The sequence below is a fragment of the Aestuariispira insulae genome (genome assembly GCF_003385955.1).
Taxonomy (GTDB): domain Bacteria; phylum Pseudomonadota; class Alphaproteobacteria; order UBA8366; family Aestuariispiraceae; genus Aestuariispira; species Aestuariispira insulae.
The window spans coordinates 541,893-568,376 of the sequence record NZ_QRDW01000001.1 but is presented as its reverse complement, the minus strand read 5'-3'; the positions used below and the strand labels follow the sequence as shown (position 1 = coordinate 568,376).

Genomic DNA, 26,484 nt, shown 5'->3' with positions numbered 1-26,484 from the left:
GCAACCGCTGATTACTGGAAATAAGACCTTGCGGACAGTTGTGATCCGCGAAGCAGGTTTCTCTTCCTCGTTGAATCGTCGAAATGAACAATAGGATTAGTAATTAAACCTTTTTAAAGAGATCACGGCAATAATGGGGCGTCACTGGATTGATAAATGTGAGGGAAAGCCGTGGAACCGGTCGAAACCATTCTGGTCGTAGATGACAGTAGATTTGCCCGCCAGATGTTGAAGGCGGTGGTGAAAAGCTATTTGCCGGAGGCCGAAATCCATGAAGCCGGAGATGGGCGGGAGGCCGTCAGCCAGATGCAGGCAATACCAGCACAGTTGGTGTTCATGGATTATAATATGCCGGAAATGACTGGTTTGGAGGCTATCGAGGCAATCTCCAAGGATCATCCGGAAACTCTTTTTGCCCTGGTGACGGCGAATACCCAGAAAATACTTCAGGAACGGGTTTCGGATTTGAATGTGCGCTTTTTATTCAAGCCGGTGGACAAGGATAAGATCGGCCAGTTTCTTCAGGAAGAGAAAGTGATCCCCAATGGCTGATTGGGATCCGATCATGATTGATGCATTGTCCGAGGTCATGAATATGGCGGTCGGCGGTGCTTCAGAGCTCTTAAGCTCCATGGTTCAGGAAGAGGTGATTCTCAAGGTGCCAAAGCTGGAATTTGGGAGCCTTGCCGAGGTGCATGATACGATCTGTAAGCGTGAGGGCGGCGATCTGGTGGCGATTCAGGAAATGTTTGAAGGATCCTTCGCTGGCGAGGCGCTTTTGATCTTTCCGGCCCAGGAATCCCTCTCTCTGGTGGCAGCGATCATGGATAACGGGGATCTGGAGGAAAACCTGACCGAGATCGCCCGGGAAGCCTTGATGGAGATAGGCAATATCATTCTGAATTCCTGTCTCGGCACGATCTGTAATCTTCTGGAATATGAAATCGAAACCAGCCTGCCAGCTTTCCTCAGCTGGAAGATAGACGAAACCGACAGCGACCGCAAAGAGGGGATCTTCGTTCATATCGATTTCCAGATGAAAAAGACCGGCACAACCGGTTATCTGGTGATTTTCATGTCTCAATCGTCGCAGGACACATTGCATGCGGGGATCTCGAAACTTGTCGAAAGCTATGGGTGATCCGGACAAAGATGCTGAAGCGGTACTGGGAGCCGAGGACCGGCTGAGTGATGCCGTGGCGTTTGGCCTATGCCTTGTCTCTCAGGAGTTGAAGATCATCCGTTGGAACCAATGGCTCGCGGACCATAGCAGTATCAGCGCTGCCGAAGCCGTAGGCCGGACCCTTTTTGATCTTTTCCCGGAATTGGAGAAATCGAGATTCGCCTTCAGCCTCAAAGGCACCTTGGCCAGCGGCATGGCGGCCTATCTGTCCCGATCCCTGAACCAGTCGCCTTTTCCCCTATTTTCGAAATCCCCTGGTGCCAGCCGGGACGAAAGACTGCAACAGGAAATCCAGATCATGCCGTTCCGCCTTGGGTCTGGGGCCAGAACGGCCCTTGTGCAGATCCGTGATGCGACCAGCGACTTCAGCCGTGAACGTGAATTGCGGCAGCTGAATGAAGATTTCAGGCAGGCTCGGGTTCGTGCGGAAGAAGCCAATCTCACTAAGTCACAATTCCTGGCGGCGATGAGCCATGAGATCCGAACTCCTTTGAACGGTGTGCTGGGCATGACCCGGCTGCTCAGGGATAGTGAATTGAACAATGCGCAGATAGAACTGGTGGAGACAATCCTGTCGTCGGGCTCCACATTGATGGCTGTGCTCAATGACGTTCTGGATATGAGCAAGATCGAAGCGGGCGAATTGGAACTGGAAAAGGTTGATTTTGAGCCGCGTTCCTTGATTGTCTCGGTTGTTTCCATGTTTAGAACACTCGCGGAAACCAAGGGGATTAAGCTGGAGCTGGATTATCAACTGCCGGACGATTTTGCCCTGAAAGGGGACCCGGCCCGCTTGCGTCAGATTGTCTGGAACCTGCTGAGCAATGCGATCAAATTCACTGAAATCGGGGAAGTGCGCCTCGCTTGCGAATTGCGACCCAAGCGTGATGACGGGAAATTGGAAATACAGCTGCAGATTTCCGATACTGGCATTGGCATTGCCGAGGAAATGCAGGAAAAAATCTTTGATCCTTTTCAACAGGCCGACAAGTCGACAACGCGGACTTATGGAGGGACGGGGCTTGGGCTTGCTTTGGTAAAGAATATTCTTTCGGCGATGGAAGGGACCATCTCGGTTGAAAGCAGTGATGGCGAAGGTACCTGTTTTACCCTGCTGCTGCCGATGGAGGAAGGCTGGTTTGGGGCGATTGACACGGATAAGAGCTATCAACCCAGCGGCGTTATTCCTGAAAACCGGCGTATCCTGGTCGCGGAAGACAATATGGTAAATGCCAGGATTGCAGAGGCTTTTCTCAAAAAACGCAATCAACTGGTGACCGTGGTGGAAGATGGCCAACAAGCGGTCGATGCCATGAGCAGCGGAAATTTCGACCTCATCTTCATGGATGTGCATATGCCGGTCATGGATGGCTTGGAAGCGACGGCGGCGATCCGGGCTTTCGATGACCAGGAAAAATCATCAGTCCCGATTGTCGGGCTGACCGCAGATGCCTTCATTGAAAATCACCGTATTTTCCGGCAAGGCGGCATGGATGATGTCCTCACCAAACCGGTGAATGAACGCGCGCTTGACCGTGTCCTCTATCATTTCCTGTCCCGACGAGCACCAGTCATGGTGGATGAACCGGATGACAAGGATAAATCTCAAGCCGGCTCGGAGATATTCAATCGTGCCGGCTTTTCCCGGGTCGCAACGGCTGTCAGCAAAGATGTCCTGCTAGATATCCTGGCGTCTGCGATTACCAGCTTTGACCGGGAGATGATGAATCTCAAAGTGGGGATCAGTCAGAAAGACGGCGCACACTGTCGGGAGGCGCTGCACGCCATCAAGGGGCTTGCCAGTACCATTTCCGCGGACCGGTTGGCCGGATTCACCGGGCAGCTGGAACAGAATGGTGCTGATCCGGCCGATTTGGATTTGATCTATCAGGAATTGTCCGGCCTGCTTCAGGAAACCGAACAGGCCATTGATGTTGAATTAAATCGAATTCGAGAAGCAAAAACCTGATCCCGGACCATGATCCCGGTCCCGAAAATTTCCTTCTGTATTTTTATAGATGATCGGTCTAATATTCCCTTCCTTGAAGGGGCGTGATCATGCCGGAAATGCCAAAGAGGGGCCGAGGACGCCCCAAAAAGCAGGATGCAGAGAAGAACGACATCCGTGCGCAACTGGTCCGCAGCGGCATAGAAATCCTGACGGCAAAAGGGTTTTCCAGTATGGGGCTGGACGAATTGCTGGAACGGGCCGGTGTTCCAAAAGGGTCTTTTTACTACTATTTTGATAGCAAGGAAGCCTATGGCCTGGCGGTGATCGCAGGCTACGGGGAATATTTTGCCAAACGTTTGGACCGCTCTTTGCTGCGGTCGGATATTTCCCCGCTTCAACGCCTGCGCAATTTCATTGCAGATGGTGAAAACGGCATGATGCGTCATGATTTCCGGCGTGGATGCCTGGTGGGCAATCTTGGTCAGGAAATGGGGGCAACCCATGATGTTTTCCGGGAGGTGCTGGAAGACACGCTGAAGGATTGGGAAGGCCGGGTCGCGGTTTGCCTCGAGCAGGCGCGTGACCAAGGAGAGATCGCAGCGGATGCCGACTGCCATTCACTTGCCACCTTTTTCTGGATCGGATGGGAAGGCGCGGTACTCCGGGCCAAACTGGTTCGTTCACTGGCTCCCATGAAGCAATTTGCCCAAGTCTTTTTCGATCATTTGCCAAAACGACTAACGGAACGGGGATAAAGAAATGAAGGCCATTTTGATAGAAAATGCGGATGAAAAATACCAATCATCCCTGACGGAAGTGGATGAGGCCCGCTTGCCCGATGGCGAGGTAACTGTTGCGGTTGATTATTCCACGCTGAATTACAAAGACAGCCTGGCAATTACCGGGACATCACCGGTGGTCCGCCAATTTCCCATGGTACCCGGCATTGATTTTGCCGGCACGGTGACCGACAGCGCCAGTGATGACTTCAAAACGGGCGACAAGGTGATCCTGAATGGTTGGGGCGTTGGTGAAGTTCATTGGGGCGGATTGGCGCAAAAGGCTAGGGTCAAATCCGACTGGCTGGTGCCGTTGCCGGCTGCATTTACCCCGCGTCAGGCCATGGGCATCGGAACGGCGGGCTATACAGCCATGCTTTGTGTGTTGGGGCTGGAGAAACATGGCGTGACTCCTGATAAGGGAGAGATTTTGGTGACCGGGGCTGCCGGCGGGGTGGGGTCGGTGGCAATCGCCCTCTTGGCAAAGCTGGGATATAGGGTCGTTGCCTCAACCGGTCGGGCCAGCGAAGCGGAATATCTTAAGGGGCTTGGGGCTTCGGATATTATTGACCGCAATGAACTGTCGGAAAAAGGTCGTCCGCTGGGTAAGGAACGTTGGGCCGGTGCGGTGGATGCAGTCGGCAGCCACACATTGGCGAATATCTGCGCCACGACCAAATATGGCGGTACCGTCACGGCCTGCGGTCTGGCGCAGGGCTTTGACCTGCCGGCCACCGTGATGCCCTTTATTTTGCGCGGTGTGACCTTGGCTGGCATCGATAGTGTCTATTGTCCGAAAGAACGGCGGCTGGAAGCTTGGAACCGGCTGGCCGTTGATCTGGATATCGGTTTGATTGACGCGATGATGACGGAAATTTCCCTCTCAGACGCGATCAAAACGGCGGACCAACAGATGGCAGGCCAAACCCGGGGGCGTGTGGTGGTGGATGTGAATCGCTGATTGCCCATGGCATCGGATGCAAAAGAAAAGGGGCGCTGTGGGGCGCCCCTTCTCAGTTTCAGCCAGGCTTTGGGGGCTTAGCTGTAACGATACGGCTTACCGGCTTTTGCCATGGTGGCCTGGTATTCTTTCAGAATTTTAACAACCCGGGCACTACGATCGGACTGTTCGGCGATCTCATCCCAGAATTTCATCGCTTCATCCTCGACGGTTTTCCACTCTTCGTCGGGGATGGAGGTCAGCTTCATCTTGGTGCCCTGGGTCCGCAGTTGGGCTTCCCCACCCCAATACCAGTGCTGACGGTAATAATGGGAGCTGTCCATGCAGAGTTTAAAGAGCGTTTTGAGATGCTCCGGAACCTCGTTCCAGCGGTCTTCGTTGGCAAAGAAGGAACCGCACCATGCGCCGGAGATATTATTGGTGAGGAAATAGTTGGTCACATCGGCCCAACCGACGGTGTAATCCTCGGTAATACCGGACCAGGCGATGCCGTCCAGTTCGCCGGTTTGCATGGCGACCTCGATATCCTCCCAGGGGAGGGTGACCGGCACCACGCCAAAGCGGGTCAGGAAGCGGCCGGCTGTCGGGAAGGTGAAGACGCGTTTGCCTTTCAGGTCTTCCAGGCTGTTGATTGGATCAACGGTGGCAAAATGGCACGGATCCCAGGCACCGGCGGACAGCCATTTAACACCCTCGATCTCGCCATAGGCTTCTTCCCAGATCTCGTTCAGGCCATATTGGTTAAAGAGAACCGGCACATCCAGGCTGTAGCGGCAGGCGAAGGGGAAGTAGCCGCCAAAGACGGAAACATCGACCGGCGCGGCGATGGAATCATCGTCCGACTGTACTGCGTCGATGGTGCCGTTCTGCATGGCGCGGAACAATTCACCGGTCGGGACCAGCTGATCTGCGAAATAGAGCTCGATTTCCATCTCACCGTTGGCGGCCTTATTGAAGGCGTCGATCGCCGGCTTGATCACATGTTCAGCCAATGCCGGGCCGGCATAGGTCTGCATACGCCATTTAATTGTCTTGTTGGCCCCGTGAACGGCGGGGGCGGCAAGGGTTGCGGCACCGGCGGCGGCAGCAGCACCAACACCGGCTTTTTTCAAGAAATCACGTCTTTTGAGCGTCATCATTTTTCTCCCTGTTTGACGTTTCAGACTTCGGGTTTTGGCCGGTTTTCCGGCCGGTTACTAAACTGGATCCTCTCGCCTATTTATCGACCGCGCAGATCCACATTCTCCGGCAGCCACAAGGCGATTTCCGGGAAAAGGGTTACAATTCCTAGCGCGGCAACCATGATCAGCACGAATGGAGTCACGGATTTATAGATGTCTTTCAGGCTAATTTCCGGCGGGGCCATGGCCTTCATCAGGAACAGGTTGTAGCCAAACGGCGGTGTCATATAGGCGATCTGAACCGTGATGGTGTATAAGACGCCGTACCAGATTGGGTTAAAACCAAGTGCGATGATCAGCGGGATGTAAAGAGGGGCCACAATCACCAGCATGGCGGTGTCATCGAGGAACATGCCCAGCAGGATGTAGGAAAGCTGCATTAGCAACAAAACTTCCCAGGGGCCAAGACCCCAGCTGTCCAGGAACAGGCCTTCAATTGCCTTGACCGCGCCCAAACCGTCAAAAACGGAGCTGAAGCAAAGGGCCGCCAGAATCACCCACATGAACATGCAGGTGATGGTCAGGCTTTTGCGCATGGAATCTTCCAGCACTTGTTTGGTCAGGCGGCGTTTCCAGGCAGCGGCGACCAGCGCGGCAGTGGCACCGAAGGCGGAGCTTTCCACCAAACCGGTCACGCCCATGAGCAACAGGCCGGTCATGGAGAAGAAAATCAGCAAGGGCAGGATGCCGGCCTTCAAAAGTGCCAGCTTTTCCCCCATGGGCATGTCGCGTTCTTCTTTCGGCAGGGCCGGTCCCATTTGGGGCTGAAGCTTGCAGCGGACAATGGTGTAGAGGATGAACATGCCGGCCAACATCAAGCCCGGCACCACACCGGCAAGCCAGAGTTTGGTCACCGGCTGGCGGGCGATCATGCCATAGAGGACCAGGACGACACTGGGCGGCACCAGGATCCCAAGCGAGCTTCCCGCCTGGATCACCCCGGTCACCATGACTTTGTCATAGCCGCGGCGCAACAACTCAGGCAGGGCAATGGACGCACCGATCGCCATACCGGCGACCGAGAGGCCGTTCATGGCGGAAATCGCCACCATCAGGCCCAATGTCCCGACCGCAAGGCCGCCAGGCAGCGGCCCCATCCATACATGGAACATTTTGTAGAGGTCGCTGGCGATGCCGGATTCGGACAGGATATAACCCATGAAGATAAACAAGGGCAGGGTCAGGAGCGGGAACCAGCTCATCAGCTTGGTGCTCTGGGCGAAAGCCATATCGACCCCGCCAGTGCCCCAGAACATGGCGGCCATGGCCCCGACAAACCCGATCGCCCCAAACACCCGTTGGCCTGTCAGGAACATCAACACCATCGTGGAGAACATCAGGATGGCGACGGTCTCGTAACTGAGATCAATACTGTCAATCATACCAGGGTCTTACCTTTGGACTTTGCCCAGTCCTTGAAAAATTGCGAAATGGACTGCAGCAGCATCAGGAAGATGCCCAGCGTCATGATGGATTTTATCGGCCATACATAGGGCCGCCAGGCGGAATAGTTCCGCTGGCCATATTCAATGGAATAAAGCGTAGAGCCGACCGCGCCGATCAGCAGGACAACCAGGTAAAAGACGAGGCAGGCAGAGGTCAGGGTATCGGACAATCCCTGTTTCCGCGGCGACCACCGGCCGTAGAGCAGGTCCATGCGCACATGGGCATCCTGCTGCATGGAATAGGGGCCGCCCAACAGGTAATAGGTAACCATCAGATATTGTGCGATCTCGATGCCCCAGATGGGCGGTGCACTCAGAACAGTCTTGGAAAAAGAAATATATAAAAGAACGCCCATCATGGCGAAGATCAGATACATCGTCATCCGCCCGATGCGGAGGTTGATGGCATCGACCCATCGCACATAGAGCCTGATTGCCTGGGGCATTATTGTCTCCCACTCACCTTAGTCTTTTGAGCCCTGTCTGCCGGCAGGCATCGGCATAAAGCCCGCGCCAGCTTATTCACTGCAGGCAAACTAGCATCGTTCGTTGTCCAGGCCCCGTGACGAAATGGATCACAGAAAGCCGGACAAATTGTCGGCACAGACAATATCTTCATGAAATATCAGAGAAAGTAAGGGGCACGGTCTGGCCAGTAACGGGGAAACCGGCTAGGACCATGTTTGGTGCAAACAAATTTCAGGAGTGTCCCGATGACCCAGCAGGCAATAGAAAGAAAGCACACCGGCGCGCGCATGAGCCGGATCGTAAAACACGGCCCGACAGTTTATCTGTGCGGTCAGGTCTGTGATGATGCCAGCGCGGATATCACCGCCCAGACCCAGCAGATGCTGGCCAAGGTGGATAGCCTGCTGGAAGAGGCAGGTTCATCGCGTGAACATATGTTGTCTGCCACTATCTATGTCAGTAGCATGGGCGATTTTGCCGCCATGAATGCTGTCTGGGACGCCTGGGTTCCGGAAGGCCACGCACCGGCCAGAGCCTGTGTTGAAGCGGCCATGGCGCGGCCGGAGCTGAAAGTGGAGATCAGCGTGATTGCTGCCGTGAAATAATGCGGGGCCGTTCAATCCGGCGTGATCGGCAGCATGTCGGATGAAAACAGCATGTCACGATAAATTCCCGGATCGGAGCCTTCTATGAGAATGGCGCCGATCCGGTTTTGGTAAAATTCGACCGGTCCCACATCGCCGATGATGGCATAGGCATAGCCTGCGCCCCTCATGGCTTTGAGCGTTTGGTACAGCAGTTCGGATCCGATGCCTTTCCCCCGGGCGGCTTGTCCAACCCCGGTCGGGCCAAAAAAGCCAAGTGCGGTGGTATCATAACAGGCGAAGCCAAGGATTTCCGGTCCCTTATGAGCGACCAGCAGGGTCGACGGCGCCCGGGCAAGGGCGGCAGCGGCCTCTCCTCGCCAGATCTTGCCGAAATGTTCTTCTATCCACCCAAGGATTACCGGTGATTCCGGCGCGTGGGCGCGGCGGATGCGCACATCGGAAAGGTTCTTGTTGGCTTCGATCATTTCTTCCAGATCATAAAGCCGGACCAGCATATCCATGGCTCAAATCCTGCAGTCACGGACAAAATGACCGGGGGAAATCTCAATAATCCGGTCATTGTCCAGTGCTGCTGCGGCTCTGACCCTGTCGCCATTGCTCCGGTCACCGGACTGATTGAAGGGCACACCTGCTTGCGGCACAGCAGCCAGTAACAATTGGGTATAGGGGTGTTGCGGGTCGTCAATAACCGCTGCCGTGGGACCCCATTCCACCAATTGGCCGGCATAGATTACTGCGGTTTCCTCCGCCACATAGCGGGCGGTTGCGATATCATGGGTGATATAGAGCAGGGCGATATTCTTTTCTTCCTTGAGCTGCTTAAGCAGTTTCAGAATGTCGAGGCGGATTGAGACATCCAACATGGAGGTGGGCTCATCCGCAATGATCACCTCGGCTCCAACCGCCAGTGCCCGGGCGATGTTGATTCGCTGGCGCTGACCACCGCTCAGCTCATGGGGGTATTTCCGCCGGGTGATCTCCGGATCCAGCTGGACCAGTTCCAATAACTCGCTGATGCGGTCCTTTTGATCCAGGCCACTTTGTTCCAGTCCATGCAGCCGGATCGGCCGCTTTAGATGATGTTCAATGGTATGAGCCGGGTTCAAGGCGGCGAAAGGATCCTGAAACACCATCTGGATCGCGCTGGAAAGCACTTTCCGATCGGCCCGGCGTTTGCCGGCAATCAGATTGCGTCCGCGATAAACCACCCGGCCTTCGCTGGGGCCGTAAATCCCGGCCATGACTTTGGCACAGGTACTTTTGCCGGAACCGGATTCACCGACCAGGGCCATGGCACGGCCGGGCGACAAGGCCAGGGAAACATTGCGCAATGCATGAATATGGGATGCCGGCTGGAACCAGGATTTTTTGGTGAAGGTCTTGCTCAGGCCCTGTACGGCGAAAAAACCATCCTGGCCAAAATCGGGTTTGGACATATGCTCGTCTGCCATACCGGTCATAACAATACTTCCATTTCTTTTTGCCGTTCCAGGGAGGGGCGCAGGGGCGGGATCGACCGCCAGAGGCTGGCGGTATAGTCATGTTCCGGCGCTGTGCTGATGGCATGAGCTGTATTCAGCTCTACCAGGCGGCCCTGCAGCATGACCCCGATCCGTTCGCAAAACTGCGACATCAAAGTCAGGTCATGGGTGATGAAGAGCACCGAAAAGCCAAGTTGTTCACGCAAGCGCATAACTTCGGAGAGGATCTCCTGCTGAACGACCACGTCAAGTGCTGTGGTCGGTTCGTCCATGACGATCAGCTTCGGTTCCAACGCCAGCGCGATGGCGATGGCAATGCGCTGACGCATGCCTCCGGAAAACTGATGTGGGAAATCATTGAGCCTCTCCGGGGGAATGCCGACCAGATCCATGAGATGGCACGACCGTTCTTTGATTTCTGCCCGGCGCATATTGGTGTGGGCCCGGAATACATCGCGGAACTGCTCCGCGACGGTGATGACCGGGTTGAGTGCGGTCATGGCATTCTGGAAAACCATGCTCACCTCGCGCCAACGCCATTGGCACAGCGCCTTCTCGTCCAGCGCCAAGATATCCTGTCCTTCCAGATGAATGCTGCCCTTGGAAATCAGGGCAGGGGGCTGATGCAATCGGGTAACCGCATAGGCAATAGTGCTTTTTCCGCAACCAGATTCCCCGGCCAGACCGAAGATTTCACCTGGCTGAATATCAAAACTGACATGGTCGACAGCCCGGAAATCCGCGGCATCAGTTACATAATCCACGCAGAGATCCCGAACTGAGAGGATGGGACGCGGAAAACTGTCGGTCATCTGCCCGTTCATTTGGACCCCTCCTTTTGCAAAACGGTGTCATTGCGGGTGGCGGCTGCCATTGCAGCGGCATTTACGGGCGGTTTGTCTTCCGGATCACCCGCCAGTCTTTTCTGGTAGCGTTTCAACCGGCCCAGCGTGCGTAAGCGCGGGTTGGCAATTTCGTCTATTGCGAAATTCAACTGCGACAGACCGGCACCGAACAGGGCCAGTGCCGCGCACGGGGCCAGGATCTCCCACCATGCCCCGACGCTGATCGCTGATGATGTCTGTGCGTGATAGAGCATGACCCCCCAGGAAACGGCAGAGGGATCTCCGAGGCCCAGGAATTCGAGTGTGGCTTCGGTGATGACGGTGTAAATCACGGAACCGATAAAGTTGAAGCCGATAATGGAAAGCAGGTTGGGCATCAATTCCACCAGGATGATGCGCCAGGAGGATTCGCCAATCAGTTCGCTGGCCTGGATGTAATCGCGTTGGCGCAGGGAAAGCGTCTGCGCCCGCGTGACCCTGGCCCCCCAGCCCCATGAGGTAATGCCGATGATGAATGCGATCACCATCGGGCTTGCCTCGCCAATAAAGGCTGCCAATACCATCAGGAGCGGCAGGTTGGGGATCACCAGCACGATATTGGTCAGGAAATTGAGAAACTCATCCACTTTTCCACCGAAATATCCGGCGGTGATACCGACCAATGTGCCAACGGCGGTGACGATGAAACCGGCGAGAAACCCAACCAACAGGGATGTCTGTGTGCCATGAACCAGTTGGGTGAACACATCCCGGCCCATGCGCGTGCTGCCCATGATTTGCTCGGTGTTGGGCGGTTGATGAGGCCGTGCAACCCGATCATTGGGGCCATGATCGGAGAGGATCGGTGCACAAAGCGCGATCAGCATGAAAAACAGCACAATCGCCAGGCCGACCAAGGCGCGCGGATTTGAAAGAAAGCTTCGGGTGATATTATTCATGGAACTCAAGCCTTCCGGAGCCTGGGATCGAGATAGACATACAAGACATCGGCGATGAAATTCGCGCTCAGCATGGCGGCGGTCATAATCATCAACTGGCCCTGGATCAGGGGATAGTCACGAGCCAGGATGCCCTGGAACAAGACATAGCCGAGGCCTGGATAGTTAAAGACAATCTCGGTGATCAGTGATCCGCCCAAGACGATGCCTAACGTCATGGCAAAGCTGGTGATGCTGGGCAGCAGGGCGTTTCTGGCGGCGTAATTGTACCGCAGCCGGGCATCGGAAAGGCCCTTTGCACGACCCATGGTGATGAAATCCTCGCCCAGCAGGTTGATCATATTATTCCGCATGGTGATCAAATAGCCGCCGACTTGGACCAGCGTCAGGGAAATCACCGGCAGAACCGCATGTTCGGCCACGCTGGCGATGAAAGCCCAGGAAAAGGACGGATCGAGATCGGGGGAGTAGGCATATCCCGACGGGAAGAGATCCAGGGCAACAGAAAGGCCGTAAAGGAAGATCAACGCCACGACCACGGGCGGCACGGATTGCAGGACCAGGGAAGTCGGCGTGGCGATCCGGTCAACGCGTCCGCCCCGCCGCCAGGCGGAACGGATGCCAAGCCAGGAGCCGATCGCAAAGGCCATCAGGGTAGACAGGCCGACCAGGAACAAGGTCCAGGGCAAGGCCCGTCCGATAACCTCATTGACGCTCAGCGGGAAAAACTTGATCGAAAGGCCAAGGTCACCGGTGAATACGCTTTTGAGATAATGCAGATATTGGGTGAAAAGCGGAGCATCAATGAAACCGAATGTGGCACGCAGCGCATCGAGACTTTCGAGCGGCAGGGTGGTACCCGCCTGGGAAAACATCATTGCGATCGGGTCGCCCGGCATCATGCGGGGAATGGAAAAATTGAAGGTGGCGGCGCAGAGAAATGCAACTAGATAAAAAAGAACGCGCCTCAGTAGAAATCCCATGACTCCTCCGGAAATCAGAAAAAAAAAGGGGCCGCCCTCACAAGGAAGCTAGGGGATATCGGGCGGCCCAGGCCCGCGTTACGAGCGCGGTTTTAGAGAGAGAAGGTGAAGGAGACGTGACGGGTTGCCAGCAAAGACTTCAGGCTTCGCCGCCGGGTTATCGGCACTGAACCAGCCGTCGAACCGCTGGGAATTATATTCGTACCAGGTCGGGTTGTTGAACAGCGGCACATAAGCCTGGTTTTCGGCGACAATGGCCTGGACCTGATGCAATGCCTTGCGCTGCTCGTCACGATTGGCGGTCAGCTTATACTGATCCAATGCCTTATCCAGGCTGTCATTCATAAACCGGGTCGCGGCAAAGCGGCTCTTGCCGGTATAGCTGGAATGGAATGCGGTATTGAACTGACGATAGGGGGTGACGCCGGCAAAATAGGCGTTGATGCCGATATCATATTCGCCATTAATCAGTTTCTGACGCCAGACAGAGGCATCCGGTGTGCTGATCTTGGCATTGATGCCGATTGCATTCAGACCTTCCGCTGCCAGTTGGCAGGTATTGACCCAGTCGGTCCAGCCGTTCGGCACGATGATGTCGAACGTGATCGGGCTGCCATCGGGATTGTCAATGAAGCCATCTCCATCGGCATCCTTGAAACCGCCTGCAGCCAGCAGCTTGCGGGCATCGGCGGGATTGTAGCGGGCGAATTTTCCAAACTTTTGTTCCACATCCTGGCTAGCCCAGCTGTCAAATGCCCGGCCGACACCGCTGGCATATTCATTGGGGCTGGGATAGCCGTAACCGGCGATATCGACCATGGCCTGACGATCCATGGACATGCTGACCGCGCGGCGGAAATTGACGTTGGAAAAGGCTTTGCGGTTATTGTCGTTGGGGGACTGGAAATTGATGTTCAAGGCAACTGTCGGACCCGCCGGGAACCAGTATTTATGGTGAGCGGGATCCGCATCAACAAAGGTCTTCTCGATATCGGGAATGAAGGCACCGAACCAGTCCAGGTCACCTTTCTTCGCGGCCGCCAGCAACTGGTCATTGGTGGCCAGCTGCGGAAAGCGCATGCAGTCGATTTCCAGGTTTGCCTTGTCCCAGTAATGCGGGTTGGCACATTGTACATACACCTGTTCGGTGAAACGGTCGACCTGAGTCATCGGGCCAGTGCCGACGGGATTTTCATTGGCGAATGACACGGGATCGTCCACCTTGCTCCAGACATGTTCCGGAACGATATAGACCCTCACCAACTCGATGGCTGCCGTGGTGTCTGGAGCTGCCAGGGTAAATTCGACCGTATGGTCGTCTATCTTGCGAACTTCGCTGATCACTTCCCAGATGCTGCGCAGGTCAAGCGCCTTGTTTTCACGCACCAGGCGAAACGTGTAGAGCACGTCATCGGCATTGAAATCCTCGCCGTCGGACCATTTGACACCTTCGCGCAATTTGAAGGTGACAGAGCTCAGGTCGTCTGAGTATTGAAAGCTCTCGGCCAGGCGGAATTCAGGCTGACCGTCCTTCATCTCATTGAAAATCGCCAGCGGTTCATAGATGAAATGTCGTGTGCTGTGCAGCCTCGTCGTTTCATTGAACGGGTTGAAGTTGCGAACGAAGCTTTGAGTCAGCTGGGCTACGGCGGTCAATGTTACCTTGCCGTCTGTATCGGCCTTGGCCGGCATGGTAGAGGCAAGGGAAACCAGCGCGGTTCCAAGGGCGGCGAGTGCGACGCCGGACCATTTCTGTTTAAAGGGAGTCTTCCTGTTCGTCATTTTTCTTTCTCCTTGGCCGACCCTATCATGTTTTGGGACAGGGGGCGCAATTGGGTTGCTCATACTTTGTCGACTGCGAGGCGATGGATTGTGAAGGGTGCAAAGACGTCAAAATCGTAATAATTAACGGTTTTGCACCCTTCTTCCTGCCTGTTAGAAAATCTCGATTGGTACGATGACCTGGAATTTCACATCCCGCTCGTCCTGGAACAGGTTGCCGTAGTTGGTCCAGGAAGGTTCGCCGGACTGGTTGTCGTAGTTGGTGTAATGCATCTTGAAGAGTGTGCCTTTGAAACGGCCGTCCTGAACGGTGTACATCACATCGAAGTTATAGGCGGATTCCTTGGCCCCGGTTTTTACGGGTGCGTCAAAGTTGCCACCCCAGCCTTTGAGGTCCCAGCCATAGGCGTAAGATGCCCCGACTTTCCATCCCGGTGCATCCAGATCCTTCATGTCATAGGTGGCCCCGAAGAAAATCGCTTTTTCATTGTCATGGTTCCAGTCAGACCGGGAATCCCACCAAATGTCGAAGCGGCCCTGGGAGGAACCGTAGCTTGGAGTCATACGCGGCAGAAAATAGCCGTAGGCACCTTCCGCCTTAACCCAGGTAAACTCGGTTCTGAAATTCCAGTTGCCATAATCCAGAGCGGCTGTTGCAGCCTGGGTCCATGCCAACCCGTTATAAACATCGTTGGAGCTGCGATCGTCCGCATGATCATCCATGCCGTAGAACTGATAGCTCAAGGACAGCCGGGAATTGTCGAGAACATCAAACCCCTGCGAAACCTTCGCCAGGTAGCTGTTCATGAACCCTTCAGCCTGCCCGAACCCGGCTTCGAGAAGCGGTCCATCGTCAAACTGATATTTGACGCCTGCACTATGCAGGTAATCGATGATCTTGCTATTGCGGTCGCGGAATTCCGCGGTGCGTTTGAACCAGGGTGCCTTATACTGGTCCGCAATGCCGTAGTTGAATGAGAAATTCCCGGCCGTCCCGTCAAACTGAACCCCGCGATAGGTGCCGGGCAGATAGGACCAGTTGACACCAAGCGTGCCGGCATTCATCTGTTGCAGACCGGCCTTTGCTTTGACGGACCAATCTTCTTCCTCATGCTTGAATTTCCCGTGGGCCTTGTAGATGCTCAGCCCCGAGGCTTCCTTGTCATAGGTTCTGCCGGTGATGCGTGTGCCGTGGAAGGACATTTCATGGCCGTTGCCTTCCTTGCTGTTGGCAAGATCGGTCGCGCCGAAAATCCCGGCGTCAAAACCGAAGGCGTCAGCGGCATAGCCCGAATTGAAGTCGAGCGCGGCATTTAAGGTTACATGATCAAGGTTGGCTTCGTAATTTCCGTTGGCAGAGGCCCGGCGATCACGGGTGCGCTGCCAGTAATACAGGGTTGCGTTCAGGTGACTGTCTTCCCACAAGGGGGCGATGGTCGCTTCATCGGCCTGAGCCGGGGCGATTGCGGATGCTGCCAGCATCGCAAGGGCGGTTCCGGCGAGCAAGGTTGATTTGGTATAGGCAATATACATACGTTCCTCCCAATCAGTTAGGGCAGGTGTCAAAATTCGGTCATGCAGAAACGTGGCGAGAACTTGTCTCGCGGTTGGTTCAATGCATGTTTTCGGTCAGTTGGAAGTTGTATTCATATCCCGTATGGCCGGTCCCGTTTGTTCCCGCGGCCAAGACAATGAATGTCCCCTCTCAAGCCCGGGTCAGGGTGTTTTTGCTGAAGTCATCTATTCCTCCCAAAAGTGAATATCCCTGTCAGCGCAATTTCCTTTTTTGGAAAACGGGCCTTTTCCGGCTCCATCGCGCTTCTTGATCGCAGACCCGAAAGGTTTGCGTCTAAGCAATGAGAGGCGTGTTAGCGCGGCGGGGTCAACAACGGTTCGGCGAATTTGGCGATTTTTACGCTTTTGACGTTAGAAGTTTGACGGTTTCGTCTGCTAATGTTCGAAATGATAAAAATGACCGGCAAAGAACGGGACCGGCATCAACAGGGAAATGACGGGGGTGGCAGCTTTGCCAACAAAATTCGACTTCCGGAGGAAACTCTATTTAGCTTTTTTCGCCTTGAGCTTTTTTCCATGTGTCATCATAGCGGGAGCTTTCCTCAGCATGATGGCGGCCAATTCGGAAAATAATGCACTGGATCGGCTGGCCAATATTCGCAACACCAAGGAAAATGAGCTGAACCGGTATCTTGACGGTTTGCGGCGTCAGACAGATGGCTTTGCGCGCAGTGACTTTGTTAAATATAGCGTTGGTCGCTTTTACGGTTTCAGCCACGCCTTTCACCGACTGTCGCCGGATCCGGATCAATCTTCCGCTATATTGCGCGCCGCGTTTCAATTGGACGCAGCGCTTGCCCCAGATGAAGCCGCTGCCTCGGTCCATGAATATTTGTCGGTTCATGACCGATTCCATGCGGGTTTTGCCGGTATTCTTGAAACGTCGGATTTCGATAATCTGTATTTGGTCGACCGAACGGCAAGGGTTGTCTATGCCGCTGAGAAGGATGGATATTTTTCTAAAGACCTGACGGAGCCTGCATTGGCCGATTCCATTCTGGGAAAATGTTATCGGCGTGTGATGGCAATGACCCAGATGACACCGGATCTGAATGATGTCTATGTTTATATGGACTATGCTGGGCTGGAGCAGGGACAAGCGGCGATAATCGGTCGCCCGATCGTCCGTCACGGCTCGGTGGAAGGGGTCGCCCTCTACCAATTGCCACAAACGCCTTTTGATCAGTTGTTCAAGGTCCCGAAGGAGAACCAACTGGGCACCCGGATCTATGCGGTTGGGAGCGAAGGGCGCATCCGGGGCGGGCTGCCTGACACCAATCAGATTGAAAGCCCTATTGCTAAGGCTGCCTTTGAGGGAAAGACCGGCAGAATCGAAGCGGAAAGTTTTGACGGCGATTTGGCTTTTGCCGCCTTCACCCGGTTCCAGCGCGATGACCTGGACTGGGCCCTGATCGTGGAGCAGAAGCGTGTGGATGCCATGGCAGAAAGCCTGTCATTGCGCAATTCGGTGTTCTTGATCATTGGCGCTATGATTTTGGGAATCCTGGGTGGGACGGCCTATCTGGCGCGATCCTTTACCGCGCCACTGAAAAACCTGACGGCTGTATCCGAGGGGTTGTCACGAGGGGAGCTGGAACTGCCGATCCGTGATCTGGGGCGTCAGGATGAACTGGGCCAATTGGCACGGGCTTTCTCTTCCATGCGCGATTCTATTCGAGAACAGATCGGATTGATTCGGCAAAAGAATGCGGAATTGAAAGAAAAAGTCCAGTTGATCGAAAGCCAGAACCTGGAATTGCAGAATGCAGACCGGATGAAAGATGATTTCCTGGCGGCGACATCCCATGAATTGCGTACGCCCGTGAACGGGATTGTTGGCATTGCGCAAACCATGTTGGATGGCATTGCCGGGGACATGACCGATGGACAGGCACGGCAATTGTCACTGGTGATTGCCAGCGGCCAGCGTTTGTCCCGCCTGATTGATGACCTGTTGGATCTCAACAGTATTCGCGAAGGGCGGTTTCGTGTTGATCTGCAATCTATTGATGTTCATGTGCTGATGCAGCATGTGGTCAGTCTGATCAACCATACAAGGCCTGCCTCCAACGTGGAGATTACCTTGGTCATGGATGAAGAGCTGCCGCCTGTGCTGGCAGACCCGGCCCGGTTGGAGCAGGTTTTGTTCAATCTGATCGGCAATGCGTTGAAATATACCATCCGGGGCAGGGTCTCCGTGGAAGTCCGCAAGGATGGCGGGCGCGTGGCCATTGCGGTCCACGATACCGGACCCGGTATTGCCAATCAGGATATGGAGCGGATATTCGAACCGTTCGTGCAGTTGGAGAATGTTTCGACCCGGCGCCGCCAGGGAAGCGGGCTTGGGCTTACCATCAGCCGCCAGATTGTCCAGTTTTTCGGCAGTGAGCTTCATGTGGGCAGTACCAAGGGGCTGGGGGCGAGCTTCGGCTTCTCTCTGGCCATTGCCGGTTCGCCTGCAGAGAATCTGATTCCAGAACAACTGGATCAGATGGTGCCGCAAATCATGTTCACGGAAGAAGAGATCGATGTTCTGCCGACGCTTCAGCAAGGCAAGGGGCGGGCGCGGATTTTGATTGTTGATGATGAACCGGTCAATCTGCAGGCTTTGCACAATACCTTGCAACTGGCCGGATATCAGGTTCAGGTTGCATCCGAAGGCCGCAGCGCGCTCGATCAGATCCAGGATGATCCACCTGATGTGGTGGTGCTGGATGTCATGATGCCGGACCTCAGTGGATTTGATGTCGCCAGGATGATCCGCCAGGATTTTGACCTGACCGAACTGCCGATTCTTATGCTCACGGCCCGTTCGCGATCACAGGATATGCGTGAAGGCCTTGCGTCAGGGGCCAATGATTATCTGACCAAACCATTTGATAAAGATGTTTTGCTGGCAAGGCTCGAAAATCTGCTGGGGGTTCGGCAGGCCTCCCGAAAGGCGAAGGAAAATGAACGCCTGTCGGCAGAGATTGCGAAGCGGGAAAAAGCGGAAGAGGCCCTGCGGGCGTCCCGGCGCAGCCTTTTCAGGGTGTTGGAAGAATCGACAATGCCGGTGCTGTTAGCGGCAGAAAACCGGGTTATTCATTACTCGAACCCGGCGGCTGAAACCTGGTTGGGGGCGGATTCAAACAACCTGGAAGGCAGCCTTCTGGATCAATTGACCCGAAGCGAGATTATCTTGGACCAGTCATCTGATGACAGTGGTCCGCGAGAAATTGAACTGTCTTTGGAAAATGGCCTGTCCCGTCACGCCAGCCTGTTTCGCTTTGGTGAGGATGAAGGTTCCGGCTTTGCTGTGGTGGCTTTGAATGGCTGGGCATCCGGGCAGGGGGGCAATGGCACAGAGCAGCGCAAGGTAGAGGCTTTGCTTGGAACAGCCGCGTCGGCTATGGCGGATCAGAAGGGCCGCCTGGTGGAGGAAATCCGTACCCTGGAACCGGAGCTGGATATGGTTGCGGATCGTTGGGTGCCCACTGATGAGCTGGATTACCGCCGGGCCATTGTTGCGGTCATGACCACGGCACTGGACTGCTGGGCTTCTGCCTGCGGCAAAGGCAAGGTGGAACTGGCGGAAGAAAGCGGCATCTGGCGGGCCTATCTGGATCGCAGCACCTATCAGACCCGGACGTTGGACAAATATCTGTTGGTGGAGACAATGCCAAAACAACCGCGCTGGCGCGACGTTTTACGCACCGGGGAATTTGTGTTGAGGGCTGGGCTGGAAGAGGAAGACCGGCGTCTTCTCACGGCGCAGCTCTCCGAATTGAAGCGCCATCTGCGCCAAAGACGGCAGGTGTAATACCTGCCGTCTTAGCGCCAGCCCCCGGTCAAAGGGTGGGCATGAGAGTGCTGATGGCGCGGAAACGGTTGTAATCCTTGCTATCGGGTAGGATCCAAGCCCCTTCGGCAAGGGCGGATAGCCGAGGAAAGACCAGCATGTTGAACCCTGCGATATCGTGGACATGTTCTGTCCAGAGGCAGGCCTGGATCCCCAACATGCGGCCAGAGCTGGATTGGTCCGGCCAGTCTTCCATCACATCATAACGATAGGCGTCTTCCAGGCTGTTCACGCCTGCCCAGCCGGTACCCGGGCTGGACCAATCTGTGCTCTGGGCGACATCAAGATAGAAATGCTGGGCTGGGGCCATGACAATATCGTGGCCTTTTGTGGCCAGTTCGAACCCGATCTCGGCATTCTGCCAGGCGATCAGGTAGTTGCCGCCGCCAGGGGCAATGCCGCCTTCGGCAGCAGCTTCTTCCCAGCCCCCGATCCGCTTGCCGAGATTTTTAAGGACCCGGGAGGCTTGTTGCAGAAGGTGGGCCTGGATCCGGTCCTTGCCGGAGATGCCGCTTGCTTCACTCCACTTAAGGCAGGCGGGGCTTTGCTCCCAGGATCCTGGCGCCACCTCATCACCACCGATGTGAAACCAGGGGCTTGGAAAAAGCTCGGCGACCTCCGTCAGAGCTGTTTCCAGAAAGCGGTAGGTTTCCGGCATGCCGGGATTGATCACGTTATTCTTGAAATATTGGACGCTCTTGGCATGGCTGCGGTCTGCCGGGTCAACCAGTTCGGGATAAGATTGCAAAATGGCAAAACAATGGCCGGGCAAATCAACCTCGGGAATAAGCTCCACGCCCAACCCTTCGGCCTGGCGCAACCATTGCCGGATGGTTTCTCGGTCATAAAATCCGCCATATTTGTCCGCGCCGGAGTGCAATTGTGGCGGTATCGCCAGCCCATGCCCGCGATAGGCTCCAATCTCGGTCAAGTGCGGCAGGGAAGGCACTTCAATTCGCCACCCCTCATCATCGGTCAGGTGGCAATGAAATCTGTTGAATTTCTGCCAGGCCAGAATGTCGATGAAGCGACTGACCTGCGGGGCTGGGAAGAAATGCCGGGCCATGTCCAGATGACCGCCACGCCAGGAAAAACGTGGCCAGTCCCTGATGTCGGCTTTCAGGGGGAAAGGGAATAATTCCGGGTTAAGGTGACTTGCAATGCAGATTTGAGCCAGGGTGATCAACCCATGCCGCAGCCCGGTTTCGGTGCCGGCATCCAGCTTCGCATGATCCGACTCTATGGTCAGGCGGTATGATTCGTCTCTTGGACCCTCCCCCAAACTGATCAGCAGAGCTGGCCCCTGATTGCTGCTGTCTCCCGCCAGAAAAGAGGGCTGTTCGGGATAAAGCCTCTGCGCCAGGGAGAGAATGTTGTCGATAATCCGGCGCGCCTCATCCGGCAGGTCCTGGCTCAGATGAAAAGCCGGGGCTTCCTTTCCGGACCAGTCGGATATGTCGGCATGCTGAGGGCAGGGCAGGACCCCCAGCATGGGGCCAATTGAGGGGGCGTTATCTGAATTGCCGAGACCATTGGGCTCGTGCGGAGCCTCGACAGAGGCCATCGGCTCGATCCTGACCGGTATCGGCTTATCGGCCTCACCCGGAAGTGTGAGAAAAGCTGATTTCGGACCGTCATTGGCATGCAGCAGTTCATGACCCGGATTGATCAGCGTGACCTGCCATTTTTCACCAGGTTCCAGACTACTGCCTTCGGGAGGGGTCAATACATGATAGGTGGAGCAGGCGTCGGCCAGATTTGCGCCGACTATGGTTGTCTCACTGGTGATGAAGACAATCATGGTCACATGCAGCGCGAAATCGGTGATGGTATGATTGCCGCTGTTTTCCAGACATAATGTGACGCGCCCGTTTGTATCCCTTTCCGGCTGCCAGGAAGAGCTCAGGATAAAATTGCAATCGGAACCGGGATCTAGAATCTGCCCCATGGTGAACCTCCCGTTATTATTGTTCATACAAAGAGATTCAGCTGTAACGCCCCGACGGTCAGTCGTATAGAAACCGCCATCGTCAATTCCGTCAAACTCGCGTCAAATCAGGAGGGTAATAAACAAAACCCCTCGAAGCGGATGTCACTTCGAGGGGTTATGGTGCCAGCTGCGGGACTCGAACTCGCGACCTGATGATTACAAATCAACTGCTCTACCATCTGAGCTAAGCTGGCGATGCGGGCGTTCTTAACTGGTCAATCCGCATTTCGCAAGATGAAATTCAGCGGAAGATAATATGATTGCAAGCTACCGTTGCAATCGATAACGTGCGGCGCTGCTGTATGCAGGGCAATATGTTATTTTTTGGGGGGTCTCTTGTATAAATTTAATACGATTAAGGTGATGTCTGTCTTGTTGCTCGGACTGACGGTTGCTGCCTGTCAGACCACAAAGGTTCACAAAGCAGACCAGGGGGTGGTTCAGCTCAATGGCAGCAAGGTTCTGGTGATGCCGCTTGATGTGGAGCTTTACGAACTCTCGGCGGCCGGCGCGAATGAGCCCCGGGCAGATTGGACCCAACAGGCGGAAGCCAATATCAAACAGATTCTTGATGAACGTCTTGGCACCTATTCCATTCAGGTGGTGCGATCCGAAGATTTGGCCAAGAGCGAAGAGCTTGCTATCCAGGAAAAGCGGGTCATCAAGTTCCACGAGGTTGTGGGCAATAATATTCGCTATCACAAAATTGCAGCTTTCAACAATCTGCCGACCAAACAGGATAAATTTGACTGGACCCTTGCGGAAAAGGCAGCCTTCCTGCGCGATTATTATGATGCGGATTATGCGCTGTTCATTTCTGTGCGCGACAGCTATTCCAGCGCCGGTCGTGCGGCGATCATTGCCATTGGCATGGTTCTGGGCGTCGGTATCCAGGGCGGCCAGCAGGTTGGGCATGCCTCCCTGGTTGATCTGAACGATGGTGATATCGAATGGTTCAACTTCCTCTACAGCTCCACCGGTGACCTGCGCAAAAAAGAGACTGCGCCACGCGTTGTTGATGGTCTGCTGGCAGATTTCCCGGGTTGATCAAGCAGGGGTGTGTCTCATGTGGATGAAGATGAAACGCCTGATTGCCGCCGGCACGGCGTTATCTGTGCTGTCGGCCTGTGTTGCTTCGACCCAGCCGCAGCAAAATGCGCTGCCGACGGACGGCGGACAAGTGTCAATGCCGGCGCTGGACCAGCTGGAACCGGTGGAGGTGAATTCCACGCCTGAACTTGATGTCAATTATCGGCCTAAAGTGACCACCGATGAAGGCGGTTGGTGGATGAAGATGGACCGGTATGAGGAAAGTCTTCAAACGCATGCAAGCTTGGTGCGGGACGAGGATCTGAACGCCTATGTGCGGGGGGTCTTGTGCCGGTTGGCCAAGGACTATTGCAAGGATATCCGGGTTTATGTTGTCCGGAAGCCAGGCTTTAACGCGTCTATGGCCCCCAACGGGTTGATGGAAGTCAGGACTGGTCTGCTGTTGCGGGTCGAGAATGAAGCGCAACTGGCAACGGTGTTGGGGCATGAACTTGCCCATTATTACAAGCTTCATTCCATCAAGAACTGGCGTACCCAGCGCAATACGCTGGATGCGATGGCCTTCCTGACCCTGGGGACGGGCATTATCGGGCTTGGCGCGACAATTATCGCATTGGGCGGCCTTTCAAGCTACAGCCGATCCAACGAGGCGGAAGCCGATGCTGTTGGCCTGGTTCTCATGGATCAGGCGGGCTATGACCCGGCGGAAGCGGCGATGCTTTGGGGCAAGGTGAAGCGTGAGTATGCGGCGTCGAAGGATGCCGATATGCGCAACAGTTTCTTTGCCTCACATCCAGAAGCCCAGCAGCGTGAGAAGACGCTGGACAATCACGCGCGATGGCTGAAACGCAACGGGCCAGAGCGGGAGATTGCCCAAGCTCCCTTACGTCAGCGGCTTGCGCCGTATCTGCAGTCTTTCCTTGAAGACGAGTTGGCCCAGGGTGACTTTGGCGCGCTTGAGGTGGTTTTGCACGATATGGAAGAGGCGGGCCGTGCACCGGTATTAGTGGCCTATTTCAAGGGCGAGCTCTATCGCAAACGCGGCGATGAGGGGGACCTGGAGAAAGCAAGGGATTCCTATCTCGCAGCCGAAGAGTATGCCAAGGAGCGGGACGTGGATGCGCCGTCTGGTCTTTATCGGGCGTTGGGTCTGATTTCGCTGAAAGAGGGCGAGCAGGAACGAGCGCGCATGAATTTTGAACAATATCTGCAACTGGCTCCGGATGCCCATGATGCGGCCTTTATCCGCCAGATGCTTGAACAGATTTCCTGATTGGAAGGATTGGCAATATGAAAATGATGAAACAAATGGTCGCTGCGGCTGCTCTTGCGCTGTTGGCCGGCTGTAACGGCTATGCTTTGGTCAAGCCAGAGCAAGAAGTGAAGATCGCTGATGCTTTCAGCTTCAAGACCACCCAGGAATGGAACCGCCTGAAACAGGGGGATTCGGATTTTTGGACATTGGACGGAATTGGTTTGCAGCTGATGTCTGTTAAGGCCGGTATCAAGGACGGAGAAAAGATCGCTGATCACGAAAAGGCAGCTGTCTACAAAAACGGTATGACAACACTGGAACTGCTGGAAATGATCAAGACGGATTTGGTTGCCACCGACCAGCACAATATCGAAATCCTGGATTCCCGACCCATCAAATCCGGTGGCTACGATGGTTTTATTGCTGAGTACCGATTCGAGAATAAAGACGGCCTGGAATATAAATCTCTTGTCCGTGGGATTGTCCACGACGACAAGTTGAGCTTGATGCGCTATTCCGGCCTAACGGATTATTACTACAATCGCGGTCGCTCTGATGTTGAGCAGATGATGGTCAGCATGCAGCCGCTTTGATCGATCCAACGGTAATGAGATAAAAAAACGGCCCTGTTCCATACAGGGCCGTTTTTTGTTGGGCTGAATTGGTCAATTTCGTTCAGTCGCGCCTGGCCGTGATATCGTAAAGCACAATGGCCGCCGCGTTGGATACATTCAGACTGCCGACTGCGTTTTCTGCCATCGGGATGCGTACAAGATGATCACAATGATCCCGGGTCAAACGGCGGAGGCCGCTGCCTTCGGCCCCCATGACGATCACCAGGCGGTCGGGCAGGGCGAGATCGGGTAATTCAACATCCCCTTCGCCCGCCAGGCCGACTGACCAATAGCCTTTTTCCTGGGTCTGCTCTAGCGTCCGGGCCAGGTTGCCGATCCGGATCAGGGGGACTGATTCCAAAGCGCCGCTCGCACTTTTTGCCAAGACGCCTGTTTCCGGCGGGGCGTTGCGGTCCGGCAAAATCACCGCATCGGCACCAAAAACGGCGGCGGATCTAAGGACGGCGCCGACATTATGGGGATCGGTCACCTGGTCCAAGACCACCAGCACGGATTTTTCCCCGGCGGAAAACAGGATATCTTCGATGGCCAGTTGGCGTAGTGGCCGCACAAGGGCGGCAACACCCTGATGTACCGTGCCGTCGGGAAAAAGCCCGTCCATCTGCTCCCGGTCAACCCGTTCGGCCTGGATCCCCCGCCTGGCGGAGAGGGGGAGGTATTCATCAATCTGGCCGCCTGTACATATCACACGCTGGATATCGCGCTCCTGATTGGCCAGGGCTGCCTGTACAGGGTGGTTGCCATATAGCCAGAAAGAGTCACCTGATCCGCCTGGAATACGCGAACCGGTATTTCTTTCCTTATTTCGATTCTGGCCCCGCCCGGCCCCTTTGGACGGCGTGGCGGATTTTTTCGATGTCGATGCGGCTCCACGGGCAGAATGATTCCGACCGGAACCGCGTTTGGAAGTGTTTCTGCTCATGATCTGGTAGTATGGGGGAAACGCGTTGCAGGCAAGTTAGTTTTTCGAATTCGAGGGATTCCGGCGGTTCCGGCTAAGGGGCGCAAATTTTTTTTCGATTTTTGAAAATTTCTTTTCGGTTAGCCGTTGACAATAGGGCCGCCAAGCCATAAACCCCGTTCTCGCCGCAAGCGGTGAATATCGGTGGTTCCACTGATGACAAGTTGGTCGTCAAAATGTGGTGGGATGCCCGAGTGGCTAAAGGGGGCGGACTGTAAATCCGCTGGCTATGCCTACGTTGGTTCGAATCCAACTCCCACCACCACTGATATTTTGCTGCGTTGTGGCATGTCGCGTTTCTGTCGCGGCTCGATCGTTAGAGCGGGATTGGAAATCGGCGTAGCTTGCGGGTGTAGCTTAATGGTAAAGCCCCAGCCTTCCAAGCTGGTTACGTGGGTTCGATTCCCATCACCCGCTCCAAAAATTTGAATGAATGACCTGTGCTTTGGACTGATGGTCTGACTAAGGACTCGGAAGATGGCTAAAGAAAAGTTTGAGCGTACAAAACCGCATTGTAACGTCGGCACCGTTGGTCACGTTGACCATGGTAAAACCACGCTGACCGCTGCAAT

The 26,484-nt window shown here is 55.0% G+C and carries 23 protein-coding genes and 3 tRNA genes; 13 read left to right on the top strand and 13 right to left on the bottom strand.

The genetic code is table 11. The features are described from left to right. The first annotated feature begins 171 nt into the window (after window positions 1–171). The 5 genes from DFP90_RS02830 to acuI all read left to right on the top strand — a co-directional run bounded on the left by DFP90_RS02830 (window position 172) and on the right by acuI (window position 4,874). On the top strand, window positions 172–552 hold the full coding sequence (locus tag DFP90_RS02830; protein ID WP_115934881.1) for a response regulator transcription factor: 381 nt from the start codon (window positions 172–174) through the stop codon (window positions 550–552). Beyond that, a complete protein-coding gene (locus tag DFP90_RS02825) occupies window positions 545–1,141 on the top strand; it encodes a chemotaxis protein CheX (protein ID WP_115934880.1) in 597 nt (198 codons plus the stop codon). The genes DFP90_RS02830 and DFP90_RS02825 overlap by 8 nt, the downstream gene beginning before the upstream one ends. Then, window positions 1,122–3,152: an ATP-binding protein gene (locus DFP90_RS02820; protein ID WP_181905150.1), complete on the top strand. Its 2,031-nt coding sequence runs from the start codon at window positions 1,122–1,124 to the stop codon at window positions 3,150–3,152. The genes DFP90_RS02825 and DFP90_RS02820 overlap by 20 nt, the downstream gene beginning before the upstream one ends. A gap of 89 nt (window positions 3,153–3,241) precedes the next feature. Beyond that, the gene (acuR, locus tag DFP90_RS02815) at window positions 3,242–3,889 is read left to right on the top strand and encodes an acrylate utilization transcriptional regulator AcuR (protein ID WP_115934878.1); all 648 of its coding nucleotides are present in this window, start codon (window positions 3,242–3,244) and stop codon (window positions 3,887–3,889) included. Window positions 3,890–3,893: 4 nt separating this feature from the next. Continuing rightward, entirely contained in the window at window positions 3,894–4,874 is a 981-nt protein-coding gene (acuI, locus tag DFP90_RS02810) for an acrylyl-CoA reductase (NADPH) (protein WP_115934877.1), read from the top strand. 77 nt (window positions 4,875–4,951) lie between these two features. On the opposite strand, the gene DFP90_RS02805 is transcribed toward acuI, so the two are convergent. The 3 genes from DFP90_RS02805 to DFP90_RS02795 all read right to left on the bottom strand — a co-directional run bounded on the left by DFP90_RS02805 (window position 4,952) and on the right by DFP90_RS02795 (window position 7,946). After that, on the bottom strand, window positions 4,952–6,013 hold the full coding sequence (locus DFP90_RS02805; RefSeq protein WP_245956946.1) for a TRAP transporter substrate-binding protein: 1,062 nt from the start codon (window positions 6,011–6,013) through the stop codon (window positions 4,952–4,954). 80 nt (window positions 6,014–6,093) lie between these two features. Then, window positions 6,094–7,437: a TRAP transporter large permease gene (locus tag DFP90_RS02800; protein ID WP_115934876.1), complete on the bottom strand. Its 1,344-nt coding sequence runs from the start codon at window positions 7,435–7,437 to the stop codon at window positions 6,094–6,096. Continuing rightward, the gene (locus DFP90_RS02795) at window positions 7,434–7,946 is read right to left on the bottom strand and encodes a TRAP transporter small permease subunit (protein ID WP_115934875.1); all 513 of its coding nucleotides are present in this window, start codon (window positions 7,944–7,946) and stop codon (window positions 7,434–7,436) included. Before DFP90_RS02795 ends, DFP90_RS02800 begins: the two co-directional genes overlap by 4 nt. Before the next feature lie 267 nt (window positions 7,947–8,213). Here DFP90_RS02795 and DFP90_RS02790 point away from each other — a divergent pair, with 267 nt between their 5' ends. Then, window positions 8,214–8,573 (top strand): RidA family protein, encoded by a 360-nt coding sequence (locus DFP90_RS02790; RefSeq protein WP_115934874.1) that lies wholly within the window; start codon window positions 8,214–8,216, stop codon window positions 8,571–8,573. A gap of 11 nt (window positions 8,574–8,584) precedes the next feature. On the opposite strand, the gene DFP90_RS02785 is transcribed toward DFP90_RS02790, so the two are convergent. The 7 genes from DFP90_RS02785 to DFP90_RS02755 all read right to left on the bottom strand — a co-directional run bounded on the left by DFP90_RS02785 (window position 8,585) and on the right by DFP90_RS02755 (window position 16,138). Beyond that, window positions 8,585–9,076 carry a GNAT family N-acetyltransferase gene (locus DFP90_RS02785; protein WP_115934873.1) on the bottom strand — a complete coding sequence of 164 codons (492 nt, stop codon included), beginning with the start codon at window positions 9,074–9,076 and terminating at the stop codon, window positions 8,585–8,587. Between the two features lie 3 nt (window positions 9,077–9,079). Continuing rightward, window positions 9,080–10,036 (bottom strand): ABC transporter ATP-binding protein, encoded by a 957-nt coding sequence (locus tag DFP90_RS02780; RefSeq protein WP_218044555.1) that lies wholly within the window; start codon window positions 10,034–10,036, stop codon window positions 9,080–9,082. Further along, on the bottom strand, window positions 10,033–10,881 hold the full coding sequence (locus tag DFP90_RS02775; RefSeq protein WP_218044554.1) for an ABC transporter ATP-binding protein: 849 nt from the start codon (window positions 10,879–10,881) through the stop codon (window positions 10,033–10,035). The genes DFP90_RS02780 and DFP90_RS02775 overlap by 4 nt, the downstream gene beginning before the upstream one ends. After that, window positions 10,878–11,840, bottom strand: coding sequence for an ABC transporter permease (locus tag DFP90_RS02770; protein ID WP_115934872.1), 963 nt, complete (start codon window positions 11,838–11,840; stop codon window positions 10,878–10,880). The genes DFP90_RS02775 and DFP90_RS02770 overlap by 4 nt, the downstream gene beginning before the upstream one ends. Window positions 11,841–11,845: 5 nt before the next feature. After that, window positions 11,846–12,823, bottom strand: coding sequence for an ABC transporter permease (locus DFP90_RS02765; protein ID WP_115934871.1), 978 nt, complete (start codon window positions 12,821–12,823; stop codon window positions 11,846–11,848). 78 nt (window positions 12,824–12,901) lie between these two features. Further along, window positions 12,902–14,605 (bottom strand): ABC transporter substrate-binding protein, encoded by a 1,704-nt coding sequence (locus DFP90_RS02760; protein WP_115934870.1) that lies wholly within the window; start codon window positions 14,603–14,605, stop codon window positions 12,902–12,904. A 153-nt stretch (window positions 14,606–14,758) separates the two neighbouring features. Next, entirely contained in the window at window positions 14,759–16,138 is a 1,380-nt protein-coding gene (locus DFP90_RS02755) for an OprD family outer membrane porin (protein ID WP_115934869.1), read from the bottom strand. Between the two features lie 589 nt (window positions 16,139–16,727). On the opposite strand from DFP90_RS02755, the gene DFP90_RS02750 reads away from it, so the two are divergent. Then, complete coding sequence (locus DFP90_RS02750; RefSeq protein WP_181905149.1) at window positions 16,728–19,982, top strand: hybrid sensor histidine kinase/response regulator; 3,255 nt, start codon at window positions 16,728–16,730, stop codon at window positions 19,980–19,982. A gap of 28 nt (window positions 19,983–20,010) precedes the next feature. On the opposite strand, the gene DFP90_RS02745 is transcribed toward DFP90_RS02750, so the two are convergent. Both DFP90_RS02745 and DFP90_RS02740 read right to left on the bottom strand, forming a co-directional pair. Further along, complete coding sequence (locus DFP90_RS02745; protein ID WP_181905148.1) at window positions 20,011–21,969, bottom strand: beta-N-acetylhexosaminidase; 1,959 nt, start codon at window positions 21,967–21,969, stop codon at window positions 20,011–20,013. A gap of 160 nt (window positions 21,970–22,129) precedes the next feature. Further along, window positions 22,130–22,205, bottom strand: a tRNA-Thr gene (locus DFP90_RS02740). Window positions 22,206–22,347: 142 nt separating this feature from the next. Here DFP90_RS02740 and DFP90_RS02735 point away from each other — a divergent pair. From DFP90_RS02735 to DFP90_RS02725, 3 genes are read left to right on the top strand one after another with little or no spacing between them, the layout of a single operon-like run. Next, entirely contained in the window at window positions 22,348–23,058 is a 711-nt protein-coding gene (locus DFP90_RS02735; RefSeq protein ID WP_147300915.1) for a hypothetical protein, read from the top strand. A 19-nt stretch (window positions 23,059–23,077) separates the two neighbouring features. Continuing rightward, window positions 23,078–24,334: a M48 family metallopeptidase gene (locus DFP90_RS02730; RefSeq protein ID WP_181905147.1), complete on the top strand. Its 1,257-nt coding sequence runs from the start codon at window positions 23,078–23,080 to the stop codon at window positions 24,332–24,334. A gap of 17 nt (window positions 24,335–24,351) precedes the next feature. Continuing rightward, window positions 24,352–24,909, top strand: a complete 558-nt coding sequence (locus DFP90_RS02725; RefSeq protein ID WP_115934864.1) for a hypothetical protein — start codon at window positions 24,352–24,354, stop codon at window positions 24,907–24,909. 82 nt (window positions 24,910–24,991) lie between these two features. Here the strand turns inward: DFP90_RS02725 and rlmB are convergent, their stop codons facing one another. Then, window positions 24,992–25,873, bottom strand: a complete 882-nt coding sequence (gene rlmB / locus DFP90_RS02720; protein ID WP_115934863.1) for a 23S rRNA (guanosine(2251)-2'-O)-methyltransferase RlmB — start codon at window positions 25,871–25,873, stop codon at window positions 24,992–24,994. A gap of 219 nt (window positions 25,874–26,092) precedes the next feature. Here rlmB and DFP90_RS02715 point away from each other — a divergent pair. From DFP90_RS02715 to DFP90_RS23415, 3 genes are all read left to right on the top strand, one after another. Next, window positions 26,093–26,177 (top strand) — tRNA-Tyr (locus DFP90_RS02715). An 81-nt stretch (window positions 26,178–26,258) separates the two neighbouring features. After that, window positions 26,259–26,332 (top strand) — tRNA-Gly (locus DFP90_RS02710). A gap of 57 nt (window positions 26,333–26,389) precedes the next feature. Further along, window positions 26,390–26,484: GTP-binding protein (locus DFP90_RS23415; protein ID WP_425452147.1), on the top strand; the 95-nt coding region annotated here is incomplete at its 3' end.